Origin of the sequence: Lysobacter sp. yr284, assembly GCF_900107375.1 — a bacterium.
In the GTDB taxonomy this organism is placed as follows: domain Bacteria; phylum Pseudomonadota; class Gammaproteobacteria; order Xanthomonadales; family Xanthomonadaceae; genus Lysobacter.
In genome coordinates this window covers 7,361-28,546 of record NZ_FNPT01000008.1, presented here as the reverse complement: position 1 = coordinate 28,546, position 21,186 = coordinate 7,361, and the positions used below count along the sequence as shown (strand labels likewise).

17 protein-coding genes are annotated in these 21,186 nt (G+C 70.1%); 13 read left to right on the top strand and 4 right to left on the bottom strand.

Annotated elements, in window-relative coordinates; genetic code table 11:
• Positions 1 to 283: 283 nt before the first annotated feature.
• The 3 genes from BLV01_RS14005 (at position 284) to BLV01_RS13995 (ending at position 3,445) form a co-directional block, all read left to right on the top strand.
• Positions 284 to 1,387, top strand: a complete 1,104-nt coding sequence (locus BLV01_RS14005) for a Glu/Leu/Phe/Val dehydrogenase dimerization domain-containing protein (RefSeq protein ID WP_057947183.1) — start codon at positions 284 to 286, stop codon at positions 1,385 to 1,387.
• A 131-nt stretch (positions 1,388 to 1,518) separates the two neighbouring features.
• Complete coding sequence (locus BLV01_RS14000; protein ID WP_091800601.1) at positions 1,519 to 2,286, top strand: carbonic anhydrase; 768 nt, start codon at positions 1,519 to 1,521, stop codon at positions 2,284 to 2,286.
• Between the two features lies 1 nt (position 2,287).
• Complete coding sequence (locus tag BLV01_RS13995; protein WP_091800598.1) at positions 2,288 to 3,445, top strand: isovaleryl-CoA dehydrogenase; 1,158 nt, start codon at positions 2,288 to 2,290, stop codon at positions 3,443 to 3,445.
• A gap of 266 nt (positions 3,446 to 3,711) precedes the next feature.
• Here the strand turns inward: BLV01_RS13995 and BLV01_RS13990 are convergent, their stop codons facing one another.
• Positions 3,712 to 6,498 carry an autotransporter serine protease gene (locus BLV01_RS13990; RefSeq protein WP_139178686.1) on the bottom strand — a complete coding sequence of 929 codons (2,787 nt, stop codon included), beginning with the start codon at positions 6,496 to 6,498 and terminating at the stop codon, positions 3,712 to 3,714.
• Positions 6,499 to 7,033: 535 nt separating this feature from the next.
• On the opposite strand from BLV01_RS13990, the gene BLV01_RS13985 reads away from it, so the two are divergent.
• The 9 genes from BLV01_RS13985 to BLV01_RS13945 all read left to right on the top strand — a co-directional run bounded on the left by BLV01_RS13985 (position 7,034) and on the right by BLV01_RS13945 (position 16,585).
• Positions 7,034 to 8,209, top strand: coding sequence for a thiolase family protein (locus tag BLV01_RS13985; RefSeq protein ID WP_091800592.1), 1,176 nt, complete (start codon positions 7,034 to 7,036; stop codon positions 8,207 to 8,209).
• Between the two features lie 150 nt (positions 8,210 to 8,359).
• Positions 8,360 to 8,725 carry a hypothetical protein gene (locus BLV01_RS13980; protein ID WP_057947178.1) on the top strand — a complete coding sequence of 122 codons (366 nt, stop codon included), beginning with the start codon at positions 8,360 to 8,362 and terminating at the stop codon, positions 8,723 to 8,725.
• Between the two features lie 109 nt (positions 8,726 to 8,834).
• Complete coding sequence (locus BLV01_RS13975; protein WP_139178685.1) at positions 8,835 to 9,344, top strand: hypothetical protein; 510 nt, start codon at positions 8,835 to 8,837, stop codon at positions 9,342 to 9,344.
• A 529-nt stretch (positions 9,345 to 9,873) separates the two neighbouring features.
• On the top strand, positions 9,874 to 11,484 hold the full coding sequence (locus BLV01_RS13970) for a carboxyl transferase domain-containing protein (protein ID WP_091800586.1): 1,611 nt from the start codon (positions 9,874 to 9,876) through the stop codon (positions 11,482 to 11,484).
• Positions 11,485 to 11,522: 38 nt separating this feature from the next.
• Positions 11,523 to 13,214 (top strand): molecular chaperone HscC, encoded by a 1,692-nt coding sequence (locus BLV01_RS13965; RefSeq protein ID WP_091800583.1) that lies wholly within the window; start codon positions 11,523 to 11,525, stop codon positions 13,212 to 13,214.
• Entirely contained in the window at positions 13,211 to 14,692 is a 1,482-nt protein-coding gene (locus BLV01_RS13960) for a J domain-containing protein (protein ID WP_091800580.1), read from the top strand. Before BLV01_RS13965 ends, BLV01_RS13960 begins: the two co-directional genes overlap by 4 nt.
• 313 nt (positions 14,693 to 15,005) lie before the next feature.
• Positions 15,006 to 15,632 carry a bactofilin family protein gene (locus BLV01_RS13955; protein ID WP_091800577.1) on the top strand — a complete coding sequence of 209 codons (627 nt, stop codon included), beginning with the start codon at positions 15,006 to 15,008 and terminating at the stop codon, positions 15,630 to 15,632.
• Complete coding sequence (locus tag BLV01_RS13950; RefSeq protein ID WP_057947171.1) at positions 15,629 to 16,003, top strand: hypothetical protein; 375 nt, start codon at positions 15,629 to 15,631, stop codon at positions 16,001 to 16,003. Before BLV01_RS13955 ends, BLV01_RS13950 begins: the two co-directional genes overlap by 4 nt.
• A 42-nt stretch (positions 16,004 to 16,045) precedes the next feature.
• Positions 16,046 to 16,585 (top strand): hypothetical protein, encoded by a 540-nt coding sequence (locus tag BLV01_RS13945; RefSeq protein ID WP_091800574.1) that lies wholly within the window; start codon positions 16,046 to 16,048, stop codon positions 16,583 to 16,585.
• Positions 16,586 to 17,555: 970 nt separating this feature from the next.
• Here BLV01_RS13945 and BLV01_RS13940 read toward each other — a convergent pair.
• The 3 genes from BLV01_RS13940 to BLV01_RS13930 are packed head-to-tail and all read right to left on the bottom strand — an operon-like array spanning position 17,556 to position 19,952.
• The gene (locus tag BLV01_RS13940) at positions 17,556 to 17,798 is read right to left on the bottom strand and encodes a DUF6587 family protein (RefSeq protein ID WP_091800571.1); all 243 of its coding nucleotides are present in this window, start codon (positions 17,796 to 17,798) and stop codon (positions 17,556 to 17,558) included.
• Between the two features lie 10 nt (positions 17,799 to 17,808).
• A complete protein-coding gene (gene feoB / locus BLV01_RS13935) occupies positions 17,809 to 19,680 on the bottom strand; it encodes a ferrous iron transport protein B (protein ID WP_091800982.1) in 1,872 nt (623 codons plus the stop codon).
• A 17-nt stretch (positions 19,681 to 19,697) separates the two neighbouring features.
• Positions 19,698 to 19,952, bottom strand: a complete 255-nt coding sequence (locus BLV01_RS13930) for a FeoA family protein (protein ID WP_091800568.1) — start codon at positions 19,950 to 19,952, stop codon at positions 19,698 to 19,700.
• Between the two features lie 134 nt (positions 19,953 to 20,086).
• Here BLV01_RS13930 and BLV01_RS13925 point away from each other — a divergent pair, with 134 nt between their 5' ends.
• Positions 20,087 to 20,869, top strand: coding sequence for an enoyl-CoA hydratase-related protein (locus tag BLV01_RS13925; protein WP_091800979.1), 783 nt, complete (start codon positions 20,087 to 20,089; stop codon positions 20,867 to 20,869).
• Positions 20,870 to 21,186: the final 317 nt, after the last annotated feature.

Sequence of the window (21,186 nt, the reverse complement as noted above, 5' to 3'; positions counted from 1 at the left end):
TCGCACCCCGCCCTCGCCGCCCGCGCACGGGCGCGCCGGGGTTTTGGATCGAGCCAAACGACACGCCCGGCAAACCACGCCCGCCGTGGCCCGCGGACGCGCCGCCAGCCGGTCCAGGCATACCTAGCCGTATTGCCCGATTGCTTTAGACTAGCGGCCCTGCGCCGGCCGAACGATTCGCCGCCGCACAGGCGATTTCTTTCCACTTCAACGACTTAACCCACAGCCAGGCGTAACCGCGCTCGCGCCAGCGCCGCGCAACCCGCCCGGTTCGGAGCACCCGATGATTTTCGAAACCCTCGACACCTTCGGCCATGAGCAGGTCGTGTTCTGCCATAACAAGGACGCCGGCCTGAAGGCCATCATCGCGATTCACAACACCGTGCTCGGCCCGGCCCTGGGTGGCCTGCGCATGTGGCCGTACAAGACCGAGCAGGACGCGCTCAACGACGTGCTGCGCCTGAGCCGCGGCATGACCTACAAGAACGCGGTCGCCGGCCTCAACATCGGCGGCGGCAAGGCGGTCATCATCGGCGACCCGTCCGCCGACAAGTCCGAGGCGCTGTTCCGCGCGTTCGGCAAGTTCGTCGATTCGCTGGGCGGCCGCTACATCACCGCCGAGGACGTCGGCATCGACGTCAACGACATGGAATACGTCTACCGCGAGACCGAGTACGTCACCGGCGTGCACCAGGTCCACGGCGGTTCGGGCGATCCCTCGCCGTTCACCGCCTACGGCACCCTGCAGGGCCTGATGGCGGCGCTGAACAAGCGCTTCGGCGACGAGGAAGTGGGCAAGTACAGCTACGCCGTGCAAGGCCTGGGCCACGTCGGCATGGAGTTCGTGAAGCTGCTCAAGGAGCGCGGCGCGAAGATCTTCGTCACCGACATCAACAAGGGCCTGGTCGACAAGGCCGTGTCCGAGTACGGCGCCGAGGCGGTGGGCCTGGACGAGATCTACGACGTCAACGCCGACGTGTACTCGCCGTGCGCGCTGGGCGGCACCGTCAACGAGCAGACCCTGCCGCGCCTGAAGGCCAAGATCATCTGCGGCGCCGCCAACAACCAGCTGGCCAACAACGCCATCGGCGACGAAGTGGCCAAGCGCGGCATCCTGTACGCGCCGGACTACGCGGTCAACGCCGGCGGCGTGATGAACGTGGCGCTGGAGCTCGACGGCTACAACCGCGAGCGCGCCATGCGCATGATGCGCACGATCTACCACAACCTCGGCCGCATCTTCGAGATCGCCGAGCGCGACAGCATCCCGACCTACACCGCCGCCGACCGTCTGGCGGAAGAGCGCATCAGCGCGATCGGCAAGTTGAAGCTGCCGCTCGGCCGCTCCAACCCGAGCTTCCGCGGACGCATCCGCAGCGGCCACTGAAGCACACCTCGACGGGGCCATCGGCCCCGTCGTCGTATTCGCGGTAGGGTTTTTCGTGCGCTTTTGCGTTTAGCAAGACGCACGCTTTACCCACCATCCCCTCATAGCGTCGCCCGCTCCGGAGCCAAGCCATGCGTTCGTCCGCCTTCGCTGTGCCTGCCGTTGCTGCGCTGTCCATCGCCCTCGCCGCCGCGTCCGCCGCCGGCGCGAACGAGCCGCCGGCCAAGCCGGCCGCCGCCGGGCACCACGAGGTCTACGACTACGAGCGCCAGGAGGCCTGGCAGGCGCTGCACGACCGGTCGCAGTCGCCGATCGACATCGTCGCCGCCGGCGCGGTCGCGGCCGATCCGGGCGAGCCGCGGGCGATCGAGTTCAGCCACACCCACGGCGCGGTCGACAAGGTCGAGGACAACGGCCACGCGGTGCAGGTCGACACCCACGCCACCGAGGCGATCATCCGCGGCCGCCACTTCAAACTGGCCCAGTTCCACTTCCACGCCCAGAGCGAGCACACCCTGGACGGCAAGCACTTCCCGCTCGAAGGCCACTTCGTGTTCAAGGCCCAGGACGGCCGGCTGGCGGTGGTCGGGGTGATGTATGAACAGGGCGCGGCCAATCCGGTGGCGCAGGAAGTGCTGGACGATCTCAAGCCCGGCCACGTCCGGCCGGCCCAGCACGAGATCGATATCGAGGGGCTGATTCCGAAATCGCACGGCTACTACCACTACCTGGGCTCGCTCACGACCCCGCCGCTGACGGAAAATGTCGAGTGGTACGTGATGCCGGCGCCGGTGACCATGTCCAAGCGGCAGATCGACGGGTTCCTGGCCCACTACCGCCGCAACAACCGCAACATCCAACCGCTCAATGGGCGGCCGCTGATTCGTTACGAGGGCTGATATGCGCAGTTTTCCCCTGGGTGAAGAGATCGACGCGCTGCGCGATGCCGTGCGCCGTTTCGCCGAAGCCGAAATCGCTCCGCGCGCGGAGCGCATCGACCACGACAACGCGTTCCCGCAGGACCTGTGGCCCAAGCTGGGCGAGATGGGCCTGCTCGGCATGACCGTGCCGGGCGAGTTCGGCGGCAGCGAGATGGGCTATCTGGCCCATCTGGTGGCGATGGAAGAGATTTCGCGCGCCTCCGGTTCGGTCGGCCTCTCCTACGGCGCGCACTCCAACCTGTGCGTGTCCAACCTGTTCGCCAACGGCAACCAGGCCCAACGCGCCAAGTACCTGCCCAAGCTGTGCACCGGCGAGTGGAAGGGCGCGCTGGCGATGAGCGAGCCGGGCGCCGGTTCCGACGTGGTCGGCTCGATGAGCTGCCGCGCCGAACTGCGCGACGGCGTGTGGGTCGCCAACGGCAACAAGATGTGGATCACCAACGGCCCCGAAGCCGACGTGCTGCTGGTGTACATGCGCACCGCGGGCAAGGACGCCGGCAGCAAGTGCATGACCGCCTTCATCGTCGAGAAGGGCATGAAGGGCTTTTCCACCGCGCAGAAGCTCGACAAGCTCGGCATGCGCGGCTCCAACACCTGCGAGCTGGTGTTCGAGAACTGCGAGATCCCGGCCGAGAACGTGGTCGGCGAAGTCAACCAGGGCGTCAGGGTGCTGATGAGCGGCCTCAACACCGAGCGCCTGGTGCTGACCGGCGGCCCGCTCGGGCTGATGCAGTCGGCGATGGACATCGCCCTGCCCTACGTGCGCGAGCGCAAGCAGTTCGACGCGGCGATCGGCACCTTCGGCCTGATGCAGGGCAAGATCGCCGACATGTACACCTCGCTGCAGTCCAGCCGCGCGTTCGCCTACCAGGTCGCGCGCGACTTCGACGCCGGCTACAAGAGCCGCGTCGACGCCGCCTCGTGCCTGCTGCACGCCTCCGACGCCGCGGTCGAAGTGGCGCTGGAAGCGATCCAGACCCTCGGCGGCAACGGCTACATCAACGAGTACCCGACCGGGCGCATCCTGCGCGACGCCAAGCTCTACGCGATCGGCGCGGGCACCAACGAGATCCGGCGCATGCTGATCGGGCGCGAGTTGTTCGACGGCAAGAGCTGAGCGCGGCGTCGGTCGCGGAGCTCAAAAACGAAAACGCCGCCGTGGCGACACGGCGGCGTTTTTCGTTGCGGCGACGACGGCGCGGCGGGCGGGGCTTCATCCGGAGGATCGCGCGCGCGTCGGGGTTCGTCGCGTTCGGGGTTTCGCGGTCGCGGCTTGCGCCGCTCCTACAGGGCGAGTCCGGAACTTCGCGATCTACCTGTAGGAGCGGCGCAAGCCGCGACCACGAACCCGCGACGCCCGGCGCGACCCGCGGCCGCGCCGACTCAGAACGGCAGCGACCAACTCGCGAACGCGCGCGGATACTGCCGGCCGAACTCGTACCGGTTGTCGAAATCCAGCGCCAGCACCCCACCGCTAGCGAACCGCGCGTTGAAGCCCAGCCCGAGTACGCCGGCCTCGCGCGCGAACGGGTCGGCCAGGATCGGCGACCACGCGTCGATGCCGGCGAAGCGCGCATCGATGTAGCGCCCGGACTGCGCCAGGGTGCGCTGCCACTCCGCGCGGCCGCTCAGGCTCAGTTGCGCCGAACCCAGCCGCCACTGCCGCTCCAGCCGCGCGCCGGCCAGCAGTTGGGTCGCGGCGAGGCTGGAATCGCCGGCGCGCAGGCCGAACCCGGCCGCGCCGGCTTCTTCGAAGCCGCCGCGATCCAGGCGCAGCGCCTGCGCACCGAGGTAGGGCGTCAGCACGCCGCCGCCGACGCGCAGCCGCTGCCCGGCCTGGACGCCGAGATTCAGGTAGCGCTCGGCGTAGTCGGCGCCGGTGCCGAAGCGCATCTCGCCCAGTTGCACTTCGCGCTGCAGGTCGCGGCTCATCCGGCCGAACGCGGCGCGCCCCAACACATAGGCGTCGCCGCGGTTCCAGGCGGCGTAGAGCTGGCCTTCGGTCTGGAGGTTGCGCTCGCGGTCGCGGCGTTCGCCGCTGTAGGCGACGCCGTCGGTCTGGCTCAGCGCGGCGCCCAGGTTCCAGGCGCCGACGCGTTGGTCGTGGCCGACGATCCAGCCGCGCGCGTCCAGGTCCAGGCGCCCCGCCATCGCCCGCTGCGCGTCGAGGCGGTCGCTCCAGGCGCCGCTGCGCGCGGCGTCGAGGAACTGTGCGTCCAGGCGCGATTCCAGCGCGCGCCGGTTGGCTTCGATCGACATCAGCGCGAACGCCGCGTCGGCGCTGTGCAATTCGCCCGACAGGCTGGCCAGCGAACGCTGCGCCGCCTGCGCGGTGGCCGCGCGCTGCAGCGCGCCGGCGGCGGCCGAGAACGCCTGCGGCGCGCCCGGCGCGGTCGCCGTGGCGCCGCCGCCGAGCCCGTCCAGGGCGCCGTCGACGCGCACGGCCGAGGCCACGTCGGCGGCGCGCATCCCCAGCGATTGCGCGGTCGCGGCGATGCTCAGGGCGCTGATGTCGAGCCAGGCCTGGGTGCCGCTGTAGCCCAGCGTCGCGGTCAGGAACACCCCCGGCGCGCTCGACAGGCTGGCGAACTGGCCGCTGACGCTGCCGGCGTTGAGGAACACTTCGCGGCTGGAGCGCACGTAGCCCGGCAGCTGCCCGAGCACGCGCGCGTCGCCGGCGAGCGTGGCGGCGCCGCCGACGTCGAGCTTGGAGCCGACGAAGAACTGCAACTGCCCCGCCGCCGATTGCGCGTAGTCGCCGTCGATGCGCAAGCCCGCGCCTTCGACCCTTACCGCGCCCTGGTTGTCCACGCGGTTGGCGAGCTTGGCGCCGTTGCCGCCGGCGAAAGTCGCGCCGGCGCGCACGGTCACCGGCGAGGCCAGGCTGCCGCCGTCGTTGAGGCGCAAGGTGCCGCCGGCGATTTCGGTGGCGCCGGTGTAGGTATGCGCGGCGCTGCTGTCCAGGCGCAGCGTGCCGCTGCCGTCCTTGCTCAGGCCGCCCGCGCCGGTGAGCGGATTGCTCCAGGTCGAGGTGCCGTCGAAGGCCACCCGCACATCGCCGAAGTCGAGCCGGTGCAGGCCGCGCACCGCCGCGCCGACGTCGAGCAGGCCCTGGCCGAACACCGGGTCCACGCCGGGCGCGCCGAGGTCCTTGGCGTTGCCGAGCAGCGCCTGCCGCACCAGGTCGTTGTCGAAGTAGGGAAACGCCTGCCACACCAGCGCCGCCGCGCCCGACACCTGCGGCGCGGCGAACGAGGTGCCGCGCACCACCCAGTAGCTGGGCGCGCCGACCGCGTCGTTGACGCCGGTGGCCTGGACGTCGCCGGGCGCGACCAGGCAGTAGTTCATGGCGATGCCGCAGGCGTTGGAATAGCTCGCCAGCCGGGTCGGGTTGAGCGAGTCCAGCGCGGCCGCAGCGATCCAGCCGCGTTCGAGCACATTGGCGCCGGCGCCCTGGCTCGGCAGCGAGGCGTTGTCGGACGGCTGCGGCTTGGATTCGTTGCCGGTGGCGAACACCACCAGCCCGCCGTTGTCGATGAAGGGCTGGTAGGCGGCAATGAAACTGCGGGTGACGTTGTCGCCGGTCCAGTACAGGCCGCCCCAGGAGTTGTTCATGATCCGCACGCCGGCGTTCATGAGGTCGCGGCTGACGATGTCGAGGCCGCCGTTGTCGCGCGCCTCGTTGCCCTGGCCGCTGCCGTCGTCGCTGGGCCGGGTGTCGGCGAGGATGCGCGCGGAAACGATGTTCGCGCCCGGCGCGATGCCGCCCGGCCACGCGCCGACCGGGGTGCCGGCGATGATCTGCGAGACGTAGGTGCCGTGGCCGAGCACATCGTCGACGCGATGGTTGTTGCTGCGCGGGTCGGTGTAGACGAGCATCGGCCCGACCCGGCCGGCGAGCGCGGGATGGTCGCGGCGCACGCCGCTGTCGACCACGCCGATGCGCACGCCCTGCCCGGTCAGGCCCAGCGCCTGCGCCGAGCGCGCGTTGGTCAGGTCCAGGTGCGCGCCGATCGGCGGCGGCGGCGTGCTCGGCGGCGTGGTCGGGGGCGGCGTGGTGGGCGTGCTCGGCGGGGTCTCGCGGACGTTGCCGCCGCCACCTCCGCCGCCGCAGGCGCTCAGCACCGCCGCCGCGAGCGCGCACAACGCCCATTGCGCATTGCGCCGCATTGCAGGTTCGAATCGTTTCATTGGCTGGCCCCCGGCGCTCTGGATCAATGGAAGACGTGGCCGCTCCCCAGCGGCCGGCCGCAAACGCCGCGGCAGTCGCGCCGCGAGGTTCTTTTCAATCCGAACCCGCTCGTTTTAATCCAAACCCGCGTGGCCGACAAACGAATCCGCCGGCGGGCCAGCAAAAACGCGCGAAGCCCGGTTCGGCCTTGGCCTTGTCGCCGCGGCGGCGAGGCCGGCGTTTGTGGGAGGGACTTCAGTCCCGACGCCTTTCGGCCAGATCACCGCTACCTGAGACGAAAGCGTCGGGACTGAAGTCGCTGCCATAAACGCCGGCGGTGGCGCCTCGGGCGTTCAGCTTCGAGCCGGTGGCGACGCCGATTCGTTCGTTTTTCGTTATTCCAAACCCCGCTTTCCCCCTGCCCGAACGGACATTTGCGGCACCGCAACACGGCGCCGCATAATCGGCGGGTTCCGGTCCCCGGGCCACGCCCGGCACCGGCCCTCACACGCCACAGTTTTCCGGAGTTCCGCCATGAGCGATGTCGTCATCGTCGGTGCCAAGCGCACCGCCATCGGTTCCTTCCTCGGCCAGTTCACCGGCGTCCCCACCCCGGTCCTGGGCAGCGCCGCGATCACCGGCGCGCTGGAGCAGGCCGGCGTGGCCGCCGACCAGGTCGACGAAGTCATCATGGGCTGCGTGCTCCCCGCCGGCCTCGGCCAGGCCCCGGCGCGCCAGGCCGCGCTCGGCGCCGGCCTGCCGGTCGCCACCGGCTGCACCACCATCAACAAGGTCTGCGGCTCGGGCATGAAGGCGATCATGCTCGCCCACGACCTGATCCAGGCCGGCTCGGCCAAGGTCGTCGTCGCCGGCGGCATGGAGTCGATGACCAACGCCCCGCACCTGCTCAACAACTCGCGCACCGGCATCCGCTACGGCAGCGCCGAGTTCCTCGACCACATGGCCTGGGACGGCCTGACCAACCCGTACGACGGCAAGGCCATGGGCGTGTTCGGCGACGCCGCCTGCGCCAAGTACGGCTACGATCGCGCCGCCATCGACGCCTATTCCGAAGAGAGCGTGAAGCGCGCGCAGGCTGCGCAGTCGGCCGGTCACTTCAAGGATGAAATCGTTTCCGTGACGGTCAAGGGCCGCAAGGGCGACGTCGTCGTCGACGCCGACGAAGAGCCCGGCAAGATCGACGTGGCCAAGATCCCGACCCTGCGTCCGGCGTTCGGCAAGGACGGCGTGCTGACCGCCGCGGCCTCCTCCAAGATCTCCGACGGCGCCGCCGCGACCGCGCTGATGAGCGCCGACGAAGCCGCCGCGCGCGGGCTCAAGCCGCTCGCGCGCATCGTCGCCCACGCCAGCCACGCGCAGGCGCCGGAATGGTTCACCACCGCGCCGGTGAAAGCGATTTCAAACGTGCTCGAAAAGGCCGGCTGGAAGGTCGAGGACGTCGACCTGTTCGAGGTCAACGAAGCGTTTTCGGTGGTCGCGATGGCGCCGATGACCGAGTTGGGCATCGCCCACGACAAGCTCAACGTGCACGGCGGCGCGGTCGCGCTGGGCCATCCGATCGGCGCCAGCGGCGCACGCCTGGTGGTCACCCTGATCAACGCCCTGCGCATCCGCGGCGGCAAGCGCGGCGTCGCTTCGCTGTGCATCGGCGGCGGCGAGGCGACCGCGATCGCGATCGAACTGCTGTAAGCGAGCCACGCCGAATCGGTTCGCGGTAAAAGTTAAAAACGCGTTGCACAAAAAAAACCGGCGGGCCGCTTGACACACGTCACCGGCTTGTCATCATGTTATCGGCGCGCTTTTGCGCGTTGCCTAACTAAACGACGAGGAAACCGAATCATGAACTTCAACAAGGCGCTGATCGCCCTGGCTCTGGGCCTGGCCCTGGCCGCTTGCTCGAACCAGAAGCAGGCCGAAGAAGCCTCCGCCGACGCCGCTGCCGCTTCGACCGAAGCCCAGGCCGCTGCTGACACCGCCGCTGCCGCTGGCGACGCCGCCACCGCCGACGCCGCCGCTGCTTCGGCCGACGCCGCTGCCACCGCCGCCGACGCCGCCGCCACCTCGGCCGACGCCGCTGCCAACGCTGCGACCCCGGCCGCTGCCGACGCCGCCGCCGACGCTGCTGCCGGCGCTGCCGACGCTGCCAAGGACGCTGCCGGCGCCGCCAAGGACGCTGCCGCTCCGGCGGAAGAAGCCAAGAAGTAATATCGCGCAAGCGATACTGCAGTTCCGGCGCGGGGAACCGCGCCGAACGGGAAAGCCGCCGGATCTCCGGCGGCTTTTTCCGTAAGGTCAGTGAACGATCGAAGCCGGCTTGCCGGACCGCTGCGAGCACTGGCGTTGCCTGACAGCTCCACCCAGCGTTTTTCTCAGACAACTCCTCAGGAGACAGCTCATGAAGACCCATCTCTACGTCCTGCTCGCCGCTGCCGTTCTGGCTCTGTCGGCTTGCGCCCAGAAGACCGAAGAAGCCAAGGACGCCGCTGCCGAAGCCTCGGCCGCCGCCGAGCAGGCCGGTGCCGACGCCGCCAAGGCCGCTGATTCGGCCGGCGCCGCCGCTGCCGAAGGCGCCAACGCCGCCGGCGCTGCCGCGTCCGACGCCGCCAACGCCGCTGCCGGTGCCGCCACCGACGCCGCCAACGCCGCGGGCGACGCCGCCGCCAAGGCCGGCGATGCCGCCGCCGCCGCGACCGACGCCGCCGCTGCCGGCGCCGCCGACGCTGCCGCCAAGGCCGCCAACGCGACCGCCGACGCTGCGCAGAAGGTCGCCGACAAGGCCGACGCCGCTGCCGCCGAAGCCAAGAAGGAAGAAGCCAAGCACTAATCGGCTTGCGCTCTCGTTCGCTGAAAGGCCCGCCTCGCGCGGGCCTTTCTTTTTGCGGCGAGCGAGCCTGTCGCGACACCGCACGCCTGGCGCGACGACGGGACGTGCCGTCGCCACGGCGGTTCGCTGCGGCCAGGCGAATCCGCGGCGCGGTTTTCGTCCCGGCCGCGGCGAAGCGATTTTGTGGGAGGAGCTTCGGGCCCGACGCTTTTGTTTCAGTTCGCGGCAATCTGAAACAAAAGCGTCGCGGCTGAAGCCCCTCCCATAAAGACGATTCTTTCCCACACGGGTAAACCTGTCCTGCGAAGGCCGACCTGCCCATAAAGACAGGCCCGCAACAGCGAAGCGGGCCGCTTGCGCACGCGCCGACCGGCTCCAGCGCAGGCCCGCACCACAAAAACCGGGCGCGCATGTCGCATTCCGTGCGCATACGCCCGCGTTCGCCGGCACCGCCTCCGCCGTAAGCCATTGGCCGGCGCAGGCGCTTTGTGCTTTGATGCCGCGTCTCCCGCTTCCGGCCGTGCCCGCAATGCCCGCGATCACTTCCCAGCTCGACCCGCGCTCGCAGGACTTCCGCGACAACGTCGCCTACCACCGCGCGCTGGTCGAGGAACTCGATGCGCGCCTGGCGCGCGCCGCCCACGGCGGCGGCGACAAGGCCCGGGCCAAGCACACCGAGCGCGGCAAGCTGCTCGCCCGCGACCGCATCGCCGCCCTGCTCGACCCGGGCTCGCCGTTCCTGGAAATCGCGCCGCTCGCCGCCGAAGGCATGTACGACGACGCCGCGCCGGCCGCGGGCATGGTCGCCGGCATCGGCCGGGTGCAGGGACTGGAAGTGGTGATCGTCGCCAACGACGCCACCGTCAAGGGCGGCACCTACTTCCCGATGACGGTCAAGAAGCATCTGCGCGCGCAGGAGATCGCACGCGAGAACCGCCTGCCCTGCGTCTACCTGGTCGACTCCGGCGGCGCGTTCCTGCCGCTGCAGGACGAGGTGTTCCCGGACAAGGAACACTTCGGCCGGATCTTCTACAACCAGGCCCGGCTGAGCGCGGAGAACATCCCGCAGGTGGCCGTGGTCATGGGCAGCTGCACCGCCGGCGGCGCGTACGTGCCGGCGATGTGCGACGAGTCGGTGATCGTCAAGGAACAAGGCACGATCTTCCTCGGCGGCCCGCCGCTGGTGAAGGCCGCCACCGGCGAAGTGGTCGATGCCGAGGCGCTCGGCGGCGCCGACGTGCACACCTCCGTCTCCGGCGTGGCCGATCACTTCGCCGAGGACGACCGCCACGCGCTGCAGATCGCGCGCGACATCGTCGCCACCTTCAACCGCAAGAAGGTCCTGCCGGTCGCGGCGCAGCCCGCGCGCGCGCCGCTGTACGCCGCCGAAGAGCTGTACGGCATCGTGCCCAAGGACACGCGCAAGCCGTTCGACATCCGCGAAGCGATCGCCCGCATCGTCGACGGCAGCGAGCTGCAGGAGTTCAAGGCGCGCTACGGCAAGACCTTGGTCACCGGCTTCGCCCACCTGCACGGTTATCCGGTCGGCATCGTCGCCAACAACGGCATCCTGTTCGCCGAGAGCGCGCTCAAGGGCGCGCACTTCATCGAGCTGTGCAACCAGCGCGGCATTCCGCTGGTGTTCCTGCAGAACATCACCGGCTTCATGGTCGGCAAGAAGTACGAGAACGCCGGCATCGCCAAGGACGGGGCCAAGATGGTCACCGCGGTGGCGTGCTCGCACGTGCCCAAGTTCACCGTGGTCATCGGCGGCAGCTTCGGCGCCGGCAACTACGCCATGTGCGGGCGCGCGTACGGCGCGCGCTTCCTGTGGATGTGGCCGAACGCGCGCATCAGCGTGATGGGCGGCGAGCAGGCCGCCTCGGTGCTGGCCACGGTGCGTCGCGACGGCATCGAGGCCGCCGGCAAGCAGTGGTCGGCCGAGGAAGAGGACGCCTTCAAGTCGCCGATCCGCGAGCAGTACGAAACCCAGGGCAACCCCTACTACGCCACCGCGCGGCTGTGGGACGACGGCATCATCGACCCGGCCGACACCCGCCGCGTGCTCGGCCTGGGCCTGTCGGCCAGCCTCAACGCGCCGATCGAAGAACGCACGCGCTTCGGCGTGTTCCGCATGTAATCCGGCTGTTCCATCGCAAGGGACTGTAGAGCTCCAGCATGATCGTCGGCATCGACCTGGGCACCACACATTCGCTGATCGGCGTGTACGGGCCCGACGGCCCGCGGCTGATCCCCAACGCGCTGGGCTCGCTGCTGACGCCGTCGGCGGTCAGCGTCGGCGACGACGACCGCATCATCGTCGGCCGCGCCGCGCGCGAGCGGCTGGTCTCGCATCCGCAGCGCAGCGTGGCCGCGTTCAAACGCTGGATGGGCAGCGACCGGGTCACCGCGCTGGGCGCGCACCGCTTGCGCCCCGAGGAACTCTCGGCGCTGGTGCTCAAGTCGCTGATCGCCGACGCCGAGGCCGAACTCGGCGAGAAGATCGGCGAGGCGGTGGTCAGCGTGCCGGCCTACTTCTCCGACAGCCAGCGCAAGGCCACGCGCATCGCCGGCGAACTGGCCGGGATCAAGGTCGAGCGGCTGATCAACGAACCCACCGCCGCCGCGCTGGCCTACGGCCTGCAGCAAAGCCGCGACGGCGGCCGCTACCTGGTGTTCGACCTCGGCGGCGGCACCTTCGACGTATCGATCCTGGAGCTGTTCGACGGGGTCATGGAAGTGCACGCCAGCGCCGGCGACAACTTCCTCGGCGGCGAGGATTTCTCGCACGCGTTGCTGGACGGGTTCCTGCGCGAACACGGCCTGTCGGCCAGCGCGCTGTCGCTGGGCGAACTGGCGACGCTGGAGCGGCGGATCGAGGGCGCCAAGCAGCAGCTCGCCCACGGCGGCGAGGTCGCGCTGGAACTGAATCTGGCCGGCCAGGCGCGCGCGTGGCGGCTGGACGAGGACGGCTTCGCCCGCCTGTGCGAGCCGCTGGTGCAGCGGCTGCGCGCGCCGCTGGAACGGGCCATGCGCGACGCCAAGCTCGCGCCCGACCAACTCGACCAGATCGTGCTGGTCGGCGGCGCCTCGCGCATGCCGCTGTGCGCGCGGCTGGTGTCGCGCATGTTCGGCCGGCTGCCGTTGCGCCATCTCAACCCGGACGAGGCCATCGCCCACGGCGCCTGCGTCGCCGCCGGCATGAAGGCGCGGGACGAATCGCTGGAAGAGATCGTCCTCACCGACGTGTGTCCGCACAGCCTCGGCGTGGCGACGACGCGGGAGACCGAAGGCGGCTACGCCCACGGCGTGTTCTCGCCGATCATCCACCGCAACAGCACCGTGCCGGTGAGCCGGGTCGAGCGCTATTTCCCGGTGCACGAGCGCCAGCGCGCGGTCGAGATCGACATCTACCAGGGCGAAAGCCCGCGCGTGGAAAACAACGTGCGCCTGGGCCGCATTTCGGTCGAGCTGCCGGCGCTGGCGCGCGAGGACAATCCGATCGACGTGCGCTTCACCTACGACGTCAACGGCCTGCTCCAGGTCGAGGCGACCGCGCTGGCCAGCGGGATCAAGCGCGAGGTGGTGCTGGAGAAGAATCCCGGCGTGATGACGCCCGAACAGATCCGCGAGCGCCTGGCGGCGCTGGCCGAGTTCAAGGTGCATCCGCGCGAGCAACAGGAGAACCTCGCCCTGGTCGCGCGCGCCGAGCGCTTGTACGAGGAAGTGCTGTGGGCGCGCGAGCGCCTGCAGGACGCGCTGCTGCGGTTCCAGCGCGCGATCGACAGCCAGGACCTGCGCCTGATCGCCCAACACCGCGGCGAGTTCGGCCGCCTCCTCGACGATATCGAGCTCCAGGACCAGCGATGACGCCGTTCGCCCGCCTCGGCCTGGCCGAGGGCGCCGACGAGCGCGAGGTCAAGCGCGCCTATGCGCGCGAACTCAAGCGCTGCCGGCCCGACGACGATCCGCAAGGCTTTCAGGCGCTCAACCAAGCGTATCGGCACTGTCTCGCGCTGGCCGCGCAACGCGCCGACGACGAGGAACACGACGAGCAAGCGCCGCGCGACGACGATGCGCCGACTAACGAAAACCCGCCGGCGGCGCCCGACCGCAGCGCGGCCACGATGGCGGCCGTCGCCGCGCCGGACGCGCCCGAACCGCTGCCGGCGCCCGCAGCGCCGCGGCCGCAGCCGCCCGCTTCGCGGCCGCCGCTCGCCTTCGACCTCAACAGCTTCCTGGAACAGCTGATCGAGCTGGCCACGCGCCATCTGCCGCACGTGCTGCAACGCTGGCTGCGCGAGTTCGAACCGCTGTACTCGCTGGAACTCAAGCAAGCCCTGCGGCTGCCGGTGGCGCATGCGCTCGCGGTCTGCGAACCGCCGCCCTCGCACGATGCGATCGCGGTGGCGGCCGAATGCTTCGACCTGGACACCCTCGACGCGCGCGACGAACGCGTGCGCCACTGGCTGGCCGTCGCCCGCGACCGCAGCGAACGCAGCGATGCGTTCGAGCGCCTGCTCGGCCCCTACCGCAACGCGGGCGCGACGATGGTCGACCGCCGGCTGCTGGCGGAGCTGCGCGCGCCGCGGTCGTGGCTGCGGCGGGCCTGGATCGCGTTGACGCCGTTGTTGCCGGGGCGCTTGCGCGCGCTGCTGATCCAGTTGCAGCAGGTCGGGCCGCAGTGGCTGCACACCCGCCTGGATCCCGACAGCGTCGGCTTCTGGCTGCGCGCCACCGACCGCGACCGCCTCGATCCGCGCCGCGTCGCCATCGCCGCGGCGCGCGTCGCGCTGTACTACCTCGCCGGCGCCGGGCTGCTGTCGCTGCTGACCGGATTCGACAGCGCGCCGCTGCAGCACGCCGCGCGCAACATCGCCTTGCTGTTCGCCGCCTGGACGCTGGCGGCGCTGGCCGGCATCGGCCTGCGCCGGCTGCTGGGCTGGCTGGCGCAACGGCTGGACCTGGACCCGCTCATCGCCCTGGCCGGGCTGGTCCTGCTGGGCCTCGCCGGCGCCGCCTTGCGCTGGCCGGTGGAGACCCTGCTGATCGCGTTCGCGGCCGGCTTCCTGATCGTCTGCGCGCGCCGCAGCGCCGCGCCGGCCTTGCTGTGCTACCTCGCCGGCATCTTCGCCGGCGGCGCCTGGCTGCCCGGCCCGGTCGCCGACACCAGTCCGGCGCCGGCGCTGGTGGTGATCGCCGCCGCCGCGGTCCTGCCGATCCACGACTTCGTCCTCTCGCGCCGCCTGCGCGTGCCGGCGGCGCAGGTCCGCAGCGGCGTCGGCAAGCTGTGGTGGACCGTGTTGGGACTGGTGGGACTGGCCGCGGCCGGCCTGGCGCTCAACTGACCCCGATGCGACGGGGTCGCGGCCGGTGACATCGATGCCGGTCGCATCGCGCATGCGCGCGCCGCCGCATTCATCGATCTGAAATGTTTCTTAATCACTGTCGCTCGTGCCCACGCACTCGTTTGTCGCGTGCGCGCGTGCGCACAAGCGCCGCAAGGCTGCGCGCACATGCGAAAACTGAATCCGCCAGCCCGCTCCGCGCGCACGCCGATTTGGTGAGATCGATCACAGTGGGCACTTCGTATCAGCGTGTTAGGCTCCAAAGTTCACGCGTGTCATCACCTGATCCCCCGACTTTGAGGACCACCGCGTCATGGCCATCTTCAACCAGCCCGCACCGCCCAAGCGCGACACCCCGCTGCCGCCGCTGCAGCCGGAAACCGCTCTCAAGAAAGAGCCCGACACGGCCAACGAATTCAGCTTCGGCCAGCCCAGCGCGCCGGTGCCGGCGCCGATCAGCGCGCCCGCGCAAGCGCCCGCGCCGCAGCAGCGTCCGGTCGAAGCGCGCGACACCGCCAAGGAGTCGCTGATCGCCGCCGACCTCACCATCGAAGGCAAGATCCACGGCGCCGGCCACATCCGCATCGCCGGCCGCTTCAAGGGCGACGTGCAGGTCGACGGCGATCTCACCGTCGAGCTCGGCGCCAAGGTCAACGGCGGCGTGCGCGCGCGCAAGGTGGTGATCGCCGGCGAGTTGGAAGGCAACATCGATTCGGCCCAGCGCGTGGAACTGCTGGAGGGCGGCGTGGTGGTCGGCGACGTCAAGGCCGGCACCGTCACCGTCGCCGCCGGCGCGCGCGTGCGCGGCCAGGTCGAGTTCGGTTGGGAAGACAGCGGCAAGTCGGTCGCGCGCAATGACAAGAGCGACAAGACCGACAAGAACGACAAGTCCGACAAGTCCGACAAGGGCGGCAAGGCGGAGACCGGCGCCGACTCATGAGCGCGCAACGCCAGGGCATGCCCGGGGCGACGCGCGTTTGTCCGCACTGCAAGGCGACGATCCTGGAATCGGCCAGCGTGTGCCCGGCCTGCCGGCACCACCTGCGCTTCGATTCCGACGCCAACGCGCTGGCGGCGAAGCGGTTCTCGCCGCTGCGCGTGGAAGGCAGCATCCGCCATCCGCCCAGCGACGGCGCGTGGGAATACTCGATGGTGTTGTCGATCAAGAACGACCGCGGCGAGGAGATCACCCGCCAGGTCGTCGGCGTGGGTGCGCTGTTCTCCGGGGAGGAGCGCACCTTCACGCTCTCGGTCGAAGCGTTCGAAGCGGTCGGATACAAGGCCGCCGGCAAGGGCCGGCTGCGCCGCTGAGCGGCGGCGCCCCGGCGGTGTCATAGGAAAGGATCCCTCACGATGTCGGAACCCGCATCGCTGTACGCGCGTTTCACCCTCAGCCACGAGCAGTACGAAGCCTTCATGAACTCCGCGCCGGCGCGTCCGGGCGGCTTCGCCGATTGGCAGTCCTGGTTCGACCGCCGCCAGATGAGCGGCGGCAGCCGGGTCCCGCCGGAGATCCTCGCCGACTTCGACGCGGCCAGCGTGGCCGAGGTCATCAAGGCCTGGCGCGAGGACGCCTGGACCGGCACCCCGCCGGTGGAATACGACGAGATCCGCCGCACCTTGCGCATCGCCATGCTGCAGGCGTCGGAGAACTACCACGAGATGCTGCGCCTGCTGGCGCCGCTGCGCGGCGCGGCGCGGTTCAACGAACCCGGCGCCGACGATTTCGTGGTGATCCTGGACTTTCTTTGGGATGAGCAGGCGATCGAGGCCTATGTGCGCTTCGGCGAGGGCGGCAGCCGCTTCGACGAGGAGTGCGTGCCGGCGCATCTGGAAGAAGCGCGGGCTTATTTGCGCGAGGCGCTGGACTATCTGCAAAGCCGCGCGGGGTAAGGACGGGACGACGGCGAAGCCGCGCTGACTAAGGACCGGCCGATCCGCTCAAGATTCGTGCGCCCTCTCCTCGCCCGTCGTTCCGGCGACAGCCGGAATCCATTTTGCTTTAGCCGTTGCCGTTGCCATTCGCTTTGACGCAACTCCGCGCGAAGCCTGCGCTCCGCAGACCCGGAGGGCGCGCGCATGGATGCGCGCGTGCGCCGTAGGGGCAGGAAGCCCCTTACGGCGCATCCCCGCGCCCGGTGCTGGACCTAGTGGCTGGTGACTTTAGAAAAGCGTTTTTCTTTGGTTACTTTCTTTTGGCGCGCTGCCAAAAGAAAGTAACTCGGCCGCTTGCGGACGAAAGCTCTTGATCGGGGCTTGTCGTCACTCGTCAACGACGGCGGTGCAGTTGCGTATCCGACTGTAGGAGCAGCGCAAGCCGCGACCGCGACAACGCAACTACGACGAAACCTTCGCAATCGACGCGACGGCGCGGTCGCGGCTTGCGCCGCTCCTACAGGAGGCGTGCCGCGGTGGGTTCGGCCTTTGCGTGTGCGTACGCTTGACGACAAGCGAAGATCCAAAGCTTCCGTCCGCAAGCGGCCGGGTCACTTTCTTTGTCCAAAGCAACAAAGAAAGTAACCAAAGAAAGTGCTTTTTCCTGTTTCGAATCAAGAGCCACTATGGCTCACAGGCGCGCGGGGCCGCGCCATAAGGGGCATCCTGCCCCATGGCGCGCGTGCGCATCCATGCGCACGCCCTCCGGGGCTGCGGAACGTGTGCTTCGCGTGGAGTTGCGTCCGAGCGAACAGCAACGGCAACAGCAACGGCAAGATCTTGTGGGCTCCGGCTTTCATGCGCAGGCCGCGCCGCCAGCAACCGAAGCCCCTGTAGGAGCGGCGCAAGCCGCGATCGCGCGAACCCGACTACGACGAACGCACAAGCGCCGCCGCAGAACTACGGCGCTCGCCGCACGACGCCCCGCTCAATCCGACGGCCCGCAGTTGTCGCAACCCGCGCAATTCGGCCCGCCCGCCCGCGCCGGCGGAGCGATGCGCTTGCCCAGGCTGCGCAGCCACGGCGGCCGTCCCTCGCGCACCAGCGGCAGCGCGCAGGCGATGCGCAGGCGCCGCACCGCGCCGGGGAACTGCTTGCGCGCGACCACGATCGCACTGACCAGCACCGCGATCGCGATCACCACGTATTGCGCGAACAGTCCGGCGCTCATCGAGGCATCCTCAGCCCGCGCCCAGCGCCACCGCGACCTGGTAGGTCAGCAGCGAGGCGAGGTAGGCCAGCGCGAACAGGTAGCCGGCGCTGATCGCGACCTGCTTCCACGAGCCGGTCTCGCGCCGGATCGTGGCCAGGGTGGAAATGCACTGCGGCGCATAGATGAACCACACCAGCAGCGACAGCGCGGTCGCCAGCGACCAGGTGTCGGTGATGATCGGGGTCAGCGCCTGCGCGGCCGCGTCGTCGTCGGCCGCCGACAGCGCGTACACCGTCGCCAGCGAGGCCACCGCCACTTCGCGCGCGGCCAGGCCCGGGATCAGCGCGATGCAGATCTGCCAGTTGAAGCCGATCGGCGCGAACACCGCCGACAGCGCGTGGCCGATGCGGCCGGCGAAGCTGTAGTCGATCGCCGGCTGGGTGGCGCCTTCCGGCGCGCCCGGGAACGACAGCAGGAACCACAGCAGGATGGTCAGCGCCAGGATGATGCCGCCGACCCGGCGCAGGAAGATCCAGGCGCGCTCCCACAGGCCGATCAGCAGGTCGCGCGGATGCGGGATGCGGTAGGACGGCAACTCCAGCAGCAGCGGGTGCTCGCTCTTGTCGCGGCGCCACTTCTTCATCACCCACGACACCATCAGCGCGCTGACGATGCCGGCCATGTACAGGCCGAACAGCACCAAGCCCTGCAGGTTGAACACGCCCCACACCTTCTGCTGCGGGATGAACGCGCCGATCAGCAGCGCGTACACCGGCAGGCGCGCCGAGCAGGTCATCAACGGCGCGACGATGATCGTGGCCAGGCGGTCGCGCGGGTCCTGGATCGAGCGCGTGGCCATGATCCCGGGAATCGCGCAGGCGAAGCTCGACAGCAGCGGGATGAACGAGCGGCCCGACAGGCCGGCGCCGGCCATCATCCGGTCGAGCAGGAACGCCGCGCGCGGCAGATAGCCCGATTCCTCCAGCGCCAGGATGAAGGCGAACAGGATCAGGATCTGCGGCAGGAACACGACCACCCCGCCGAGGCCGGCGATCACGCCGTCGACCAGCAGGCTGCGCAGCGGCCCGTCGGGCAACAGCGCGCCGGCCTGTTCGCCGATCCAGGCGGTGCCGGCCTCGATCCCGTCCATCAGCGGCGTGGCCCAGGCGTACACCGCCTGGAAGATCAGGAACATCACCACCGCCAGCGACAGCAGCCCCAGCACCGGATGCAGCAGCCAGCGGTCGAGCGCGTCGTCGACCTTGGCGGTGCGGGTCGGCATGGTCACCGTCAGATCGAGCAGGCGGCGGGTCTCGGCGTGCAGGTCGGCGCCTTCGGCCAGGCGCACGCGCGGCTCGTGCGGCGCGGCGGCGACCTGATCCAGGGTGGCGACGAGCTCGCGCGCGCCGTCGCGGCGGACCGCGACGGTCGCCACCACCGGCACGCCCAGTTCCTGCTCCAGCGCGGCCAGGTCGATGCCGATGCCGCGGCGCTTGGCCGCGTCCATCATGTTGACCGCGACGATCATCGGCCGGCCGAGTTCGCGCAGTTCCAGCACGAAGCGCAGGTGCAGGCGCAGGTTGGTCGCATCGACCACGCACAGCAGCACGTCCGGCGCCGGTTCGCCCGGGTAGAACCCGCGCAGCACGTCGCGGGTGACCGCTTCGTCCAGGCTGGCGGCGCTGAGGCTGTAGGCGCCGGGCAGGTCGAGCACCGCGTAATGGCGGCCCGAGGGCGCGTGCAGGCGGCCTTCCTTGCGCTCGACGGTGACGCCGGCGTAGTTGGCGACTTTCTGCCGGCTGCCGGTGAGCAGGTTGAACAGCGCGGTCTTGCCGCAGTTCGGATTGCCGACCAGGGCCACGCGCCGGGCCGTATCGGCGGCTTCGCGCGGCGCGCTCATCGCGGGGGCGGCGGCGCTCATGCCGCACCCTGCGGCGACAACGGCCTGACTTGCACCCGCGCCGCCTCGCTGCGGCGCAGGGCGAAGCGGGTGTAGCCGACCTGCACCAGCAGCGGCTCGGCGGCGACGGGGCCGGCGGCCATCACTTCCACCCGCTCGCCGGCGACGAAGCCGAGTTCGCGCAGGCGGCGTGCGATGGTGTCGTTGGGCGCTTGGTCATCGACGGTCTCGACCGTCGCCGCGGTACGGCGCGGCAGTTCGGACAGCTTCAAGGGGCGGCTTCCACAGAAAAGGTGGCGTCCCAAATGGGAATTGTTCTCATTCTAGCACCGACCGCCGTACAGGGGCGGAGGGATCAAGCTGAACGGTATCATTCGGCCAACTCTCACAAACTTCCCCCATGCCGATGAACCACCCGCTGCTGAGCCTGCGCGACGGTCCGGTCGCCCGCCTGCGCCTGAACCGCCCCGAATTGCACAACGCCTTCGACGCGGTGCTGATCGCCGCCCTGACCGGCGCCCTGGAGGCCGCCGGCGCCGACCCGGGCGTGCGGGTGGTGGTGATCGAGGGCGAAGGCGCCTCGTTCTCGGCCGGCGCCGACCTCAACTGGATGCGCGGCATGGCCCAGGCCGGCGAAGCGGAGAACCGCGAGGACTCGCTGGCGCTGGCGCGGCTGATGCGCACCCTCAACGAGCTGCCCAAGCCGACCCTCGCCCGCGTCCACGGCGCGGCCTTCGGCGGCGGCGTCGGCCTGGTGGCCTGCTGCGACATCGCCATCGCCGCGCCGGAGGCCAAGTTCGGCCTCACCGAGAGCAAGCTGGGGCTGTTGCCGGCGGTGATCTCGCCGTACGTGATCGAAGCCATCGGCGCGCGCCAGGCACGGCGCTGGTTCGCCACCGCGGAGATCTTCGAGGCGGCCACGGCGCAGGCCATCGGCCTGCTGCACCAGGTGGTGCCGAACTATCGCCTAGACGAGGCGGTGGACAAGCAGATCGGGCTGTTGCTCAAGGCCGGCCCGCATGCGGCGGCGACGGCGAAGGCGTTGGTGCGGCGGGTCGCCGGCGAACGCGACGGCGCGCGGCTGGACCAGGACAACGCCGCGCTGATCGCCTCGCTGCGGGTGTCGGCGGAAGGCCAGGAAGGCTTGTCGGCGTTTCTCGACAAGCGCAAGCCCGGTTGGGTGGAGTAAGGCGCGGCGAGGCGGCGGATTGGTCGCCACGGCGGCGCTTGGTTGCCGAGGTTCGGCGGCGATGTCGTTTTCGCCGTAGGCCGGTTGCCGCGGTCGCGGCTTGCGCCGCTCCTACAGGGGCTTCGGCCGCCTGCGGCGCAACCCGCACATCGTCATTCCGGCGAAAGCCGGAATCCATTTTGCCGTTGTAGTTGCTCTTGCCGTTGCTGTTCGCCCGGACGCAACCCCACGCGAAGCCCACGTCCCGCAGCCCCGGAGGGCGTGCGCATGAATGCGCACGCGCGCCATGGGGCAGGATGCCCCTTATGGCGCGGCCC

Coding starts and splice junctions, on each gene's coding strand:
- BLV01_RS13995 (WP_091800598.1), top strand. CDS start 2,288: ATGCGCAGTTTTCCCCTGGGTGAAGAGATCGACGCGCTGCGCGATGCC.
- BLV01_RS13950 (WP_057947171.1), top strand. CDS start 15,629: ATGAGCGCGCAACGCCAGGGCATGCCCGGGGCGACGCGCGTTTGTCCG.
- BLV01_RS13985 (WP_091800592.1), top strand. CDS start 7,034: ATGAGCGATGTCGTCATCGTCGGTGCCAAGCGCACCGCCATCGGTTCC.
- BLV01_RS13960 (WP_091800580.1), top strand. CDS start 13,211: ATGACGCCGTTCGCCCGCCTCGGCCTGGCCGAGGGCGCCGACGAGCGC.
- BLV01_RS13955 (WP_091800577.1), top strand. CDS start 15,006: ATGGCCATCTTCAACCAGCCCGCACCGCCCAAGCGCGACACCCCGCTG.
- BLV01_RS13990 (WP_139178686.1), bottom strand. CDS start 6,498: ATGCGGCGCAATGCGCAATGGGCGTTGTGCGCGCTCGCGGCGGCGGTG.
- BLV01_RS13945 (WP_091800574.1), top strand. CDS start 16,046: ATGTCGGAACCCGCATCGCTGTACGCGCGTTTCACCCTCAGCCACGAG.
- BLV01_RS14000 (WP_091800601.1), top strand. CDS start 1,519: ATGCGTTCGTCCGCCTTCGCTGTGCCTGCCGTTGCTGCGCTGTCCATC.
- BLV01_RS13970 (WP_091800586.1), top strand. CDS start 9,874: ATGCCCGCGATCACTTCCCAGCTCGACCCGCGCTCGCAGGACTTCCGC.
- BLV01_RS13925 (WP_091800979.1), top strand. CDS start 20,087: ATGAACCACCCGCTGCTGAGCCTGCGCGACGGTCCGGTCGCCCGCCTG.
- BLV01_RS13965 (WP_091800583.1), top strand. CDS start 11,523: ATGATCGTCGGCATCGACCTGGGCACCACACATTCGCTGATCGGCGTG.
- BLV01_RS13980 (WP_057947178.1), top strand. CDS start 8,360: ATGAACTTCAACAAGGCGCTGATCGCCCTGGCTCTGGGCCTGGCCCTG.
- BLV01_RS13940 (WP_091800571.1), bottom strand. CDS start 17,798: ATGAGCGCCGGACTGTTCGCGCAATACGTGGTGATCGCGATCGCGGTG.
- BLV01_RS14005 (WP_057947183.1), top strand. CDS start 284: ATGATTTTCGAAACCCTCGACACCTTCGGCCATGAGCAGGTCGTGTTC.
- feoB (WP_091800982.1), bottom strand. CDS start 19,680: ATGAGCGCGCCGCGCGAAGCCGCCGATACGGCCCGGCGCGTGGCCCTG.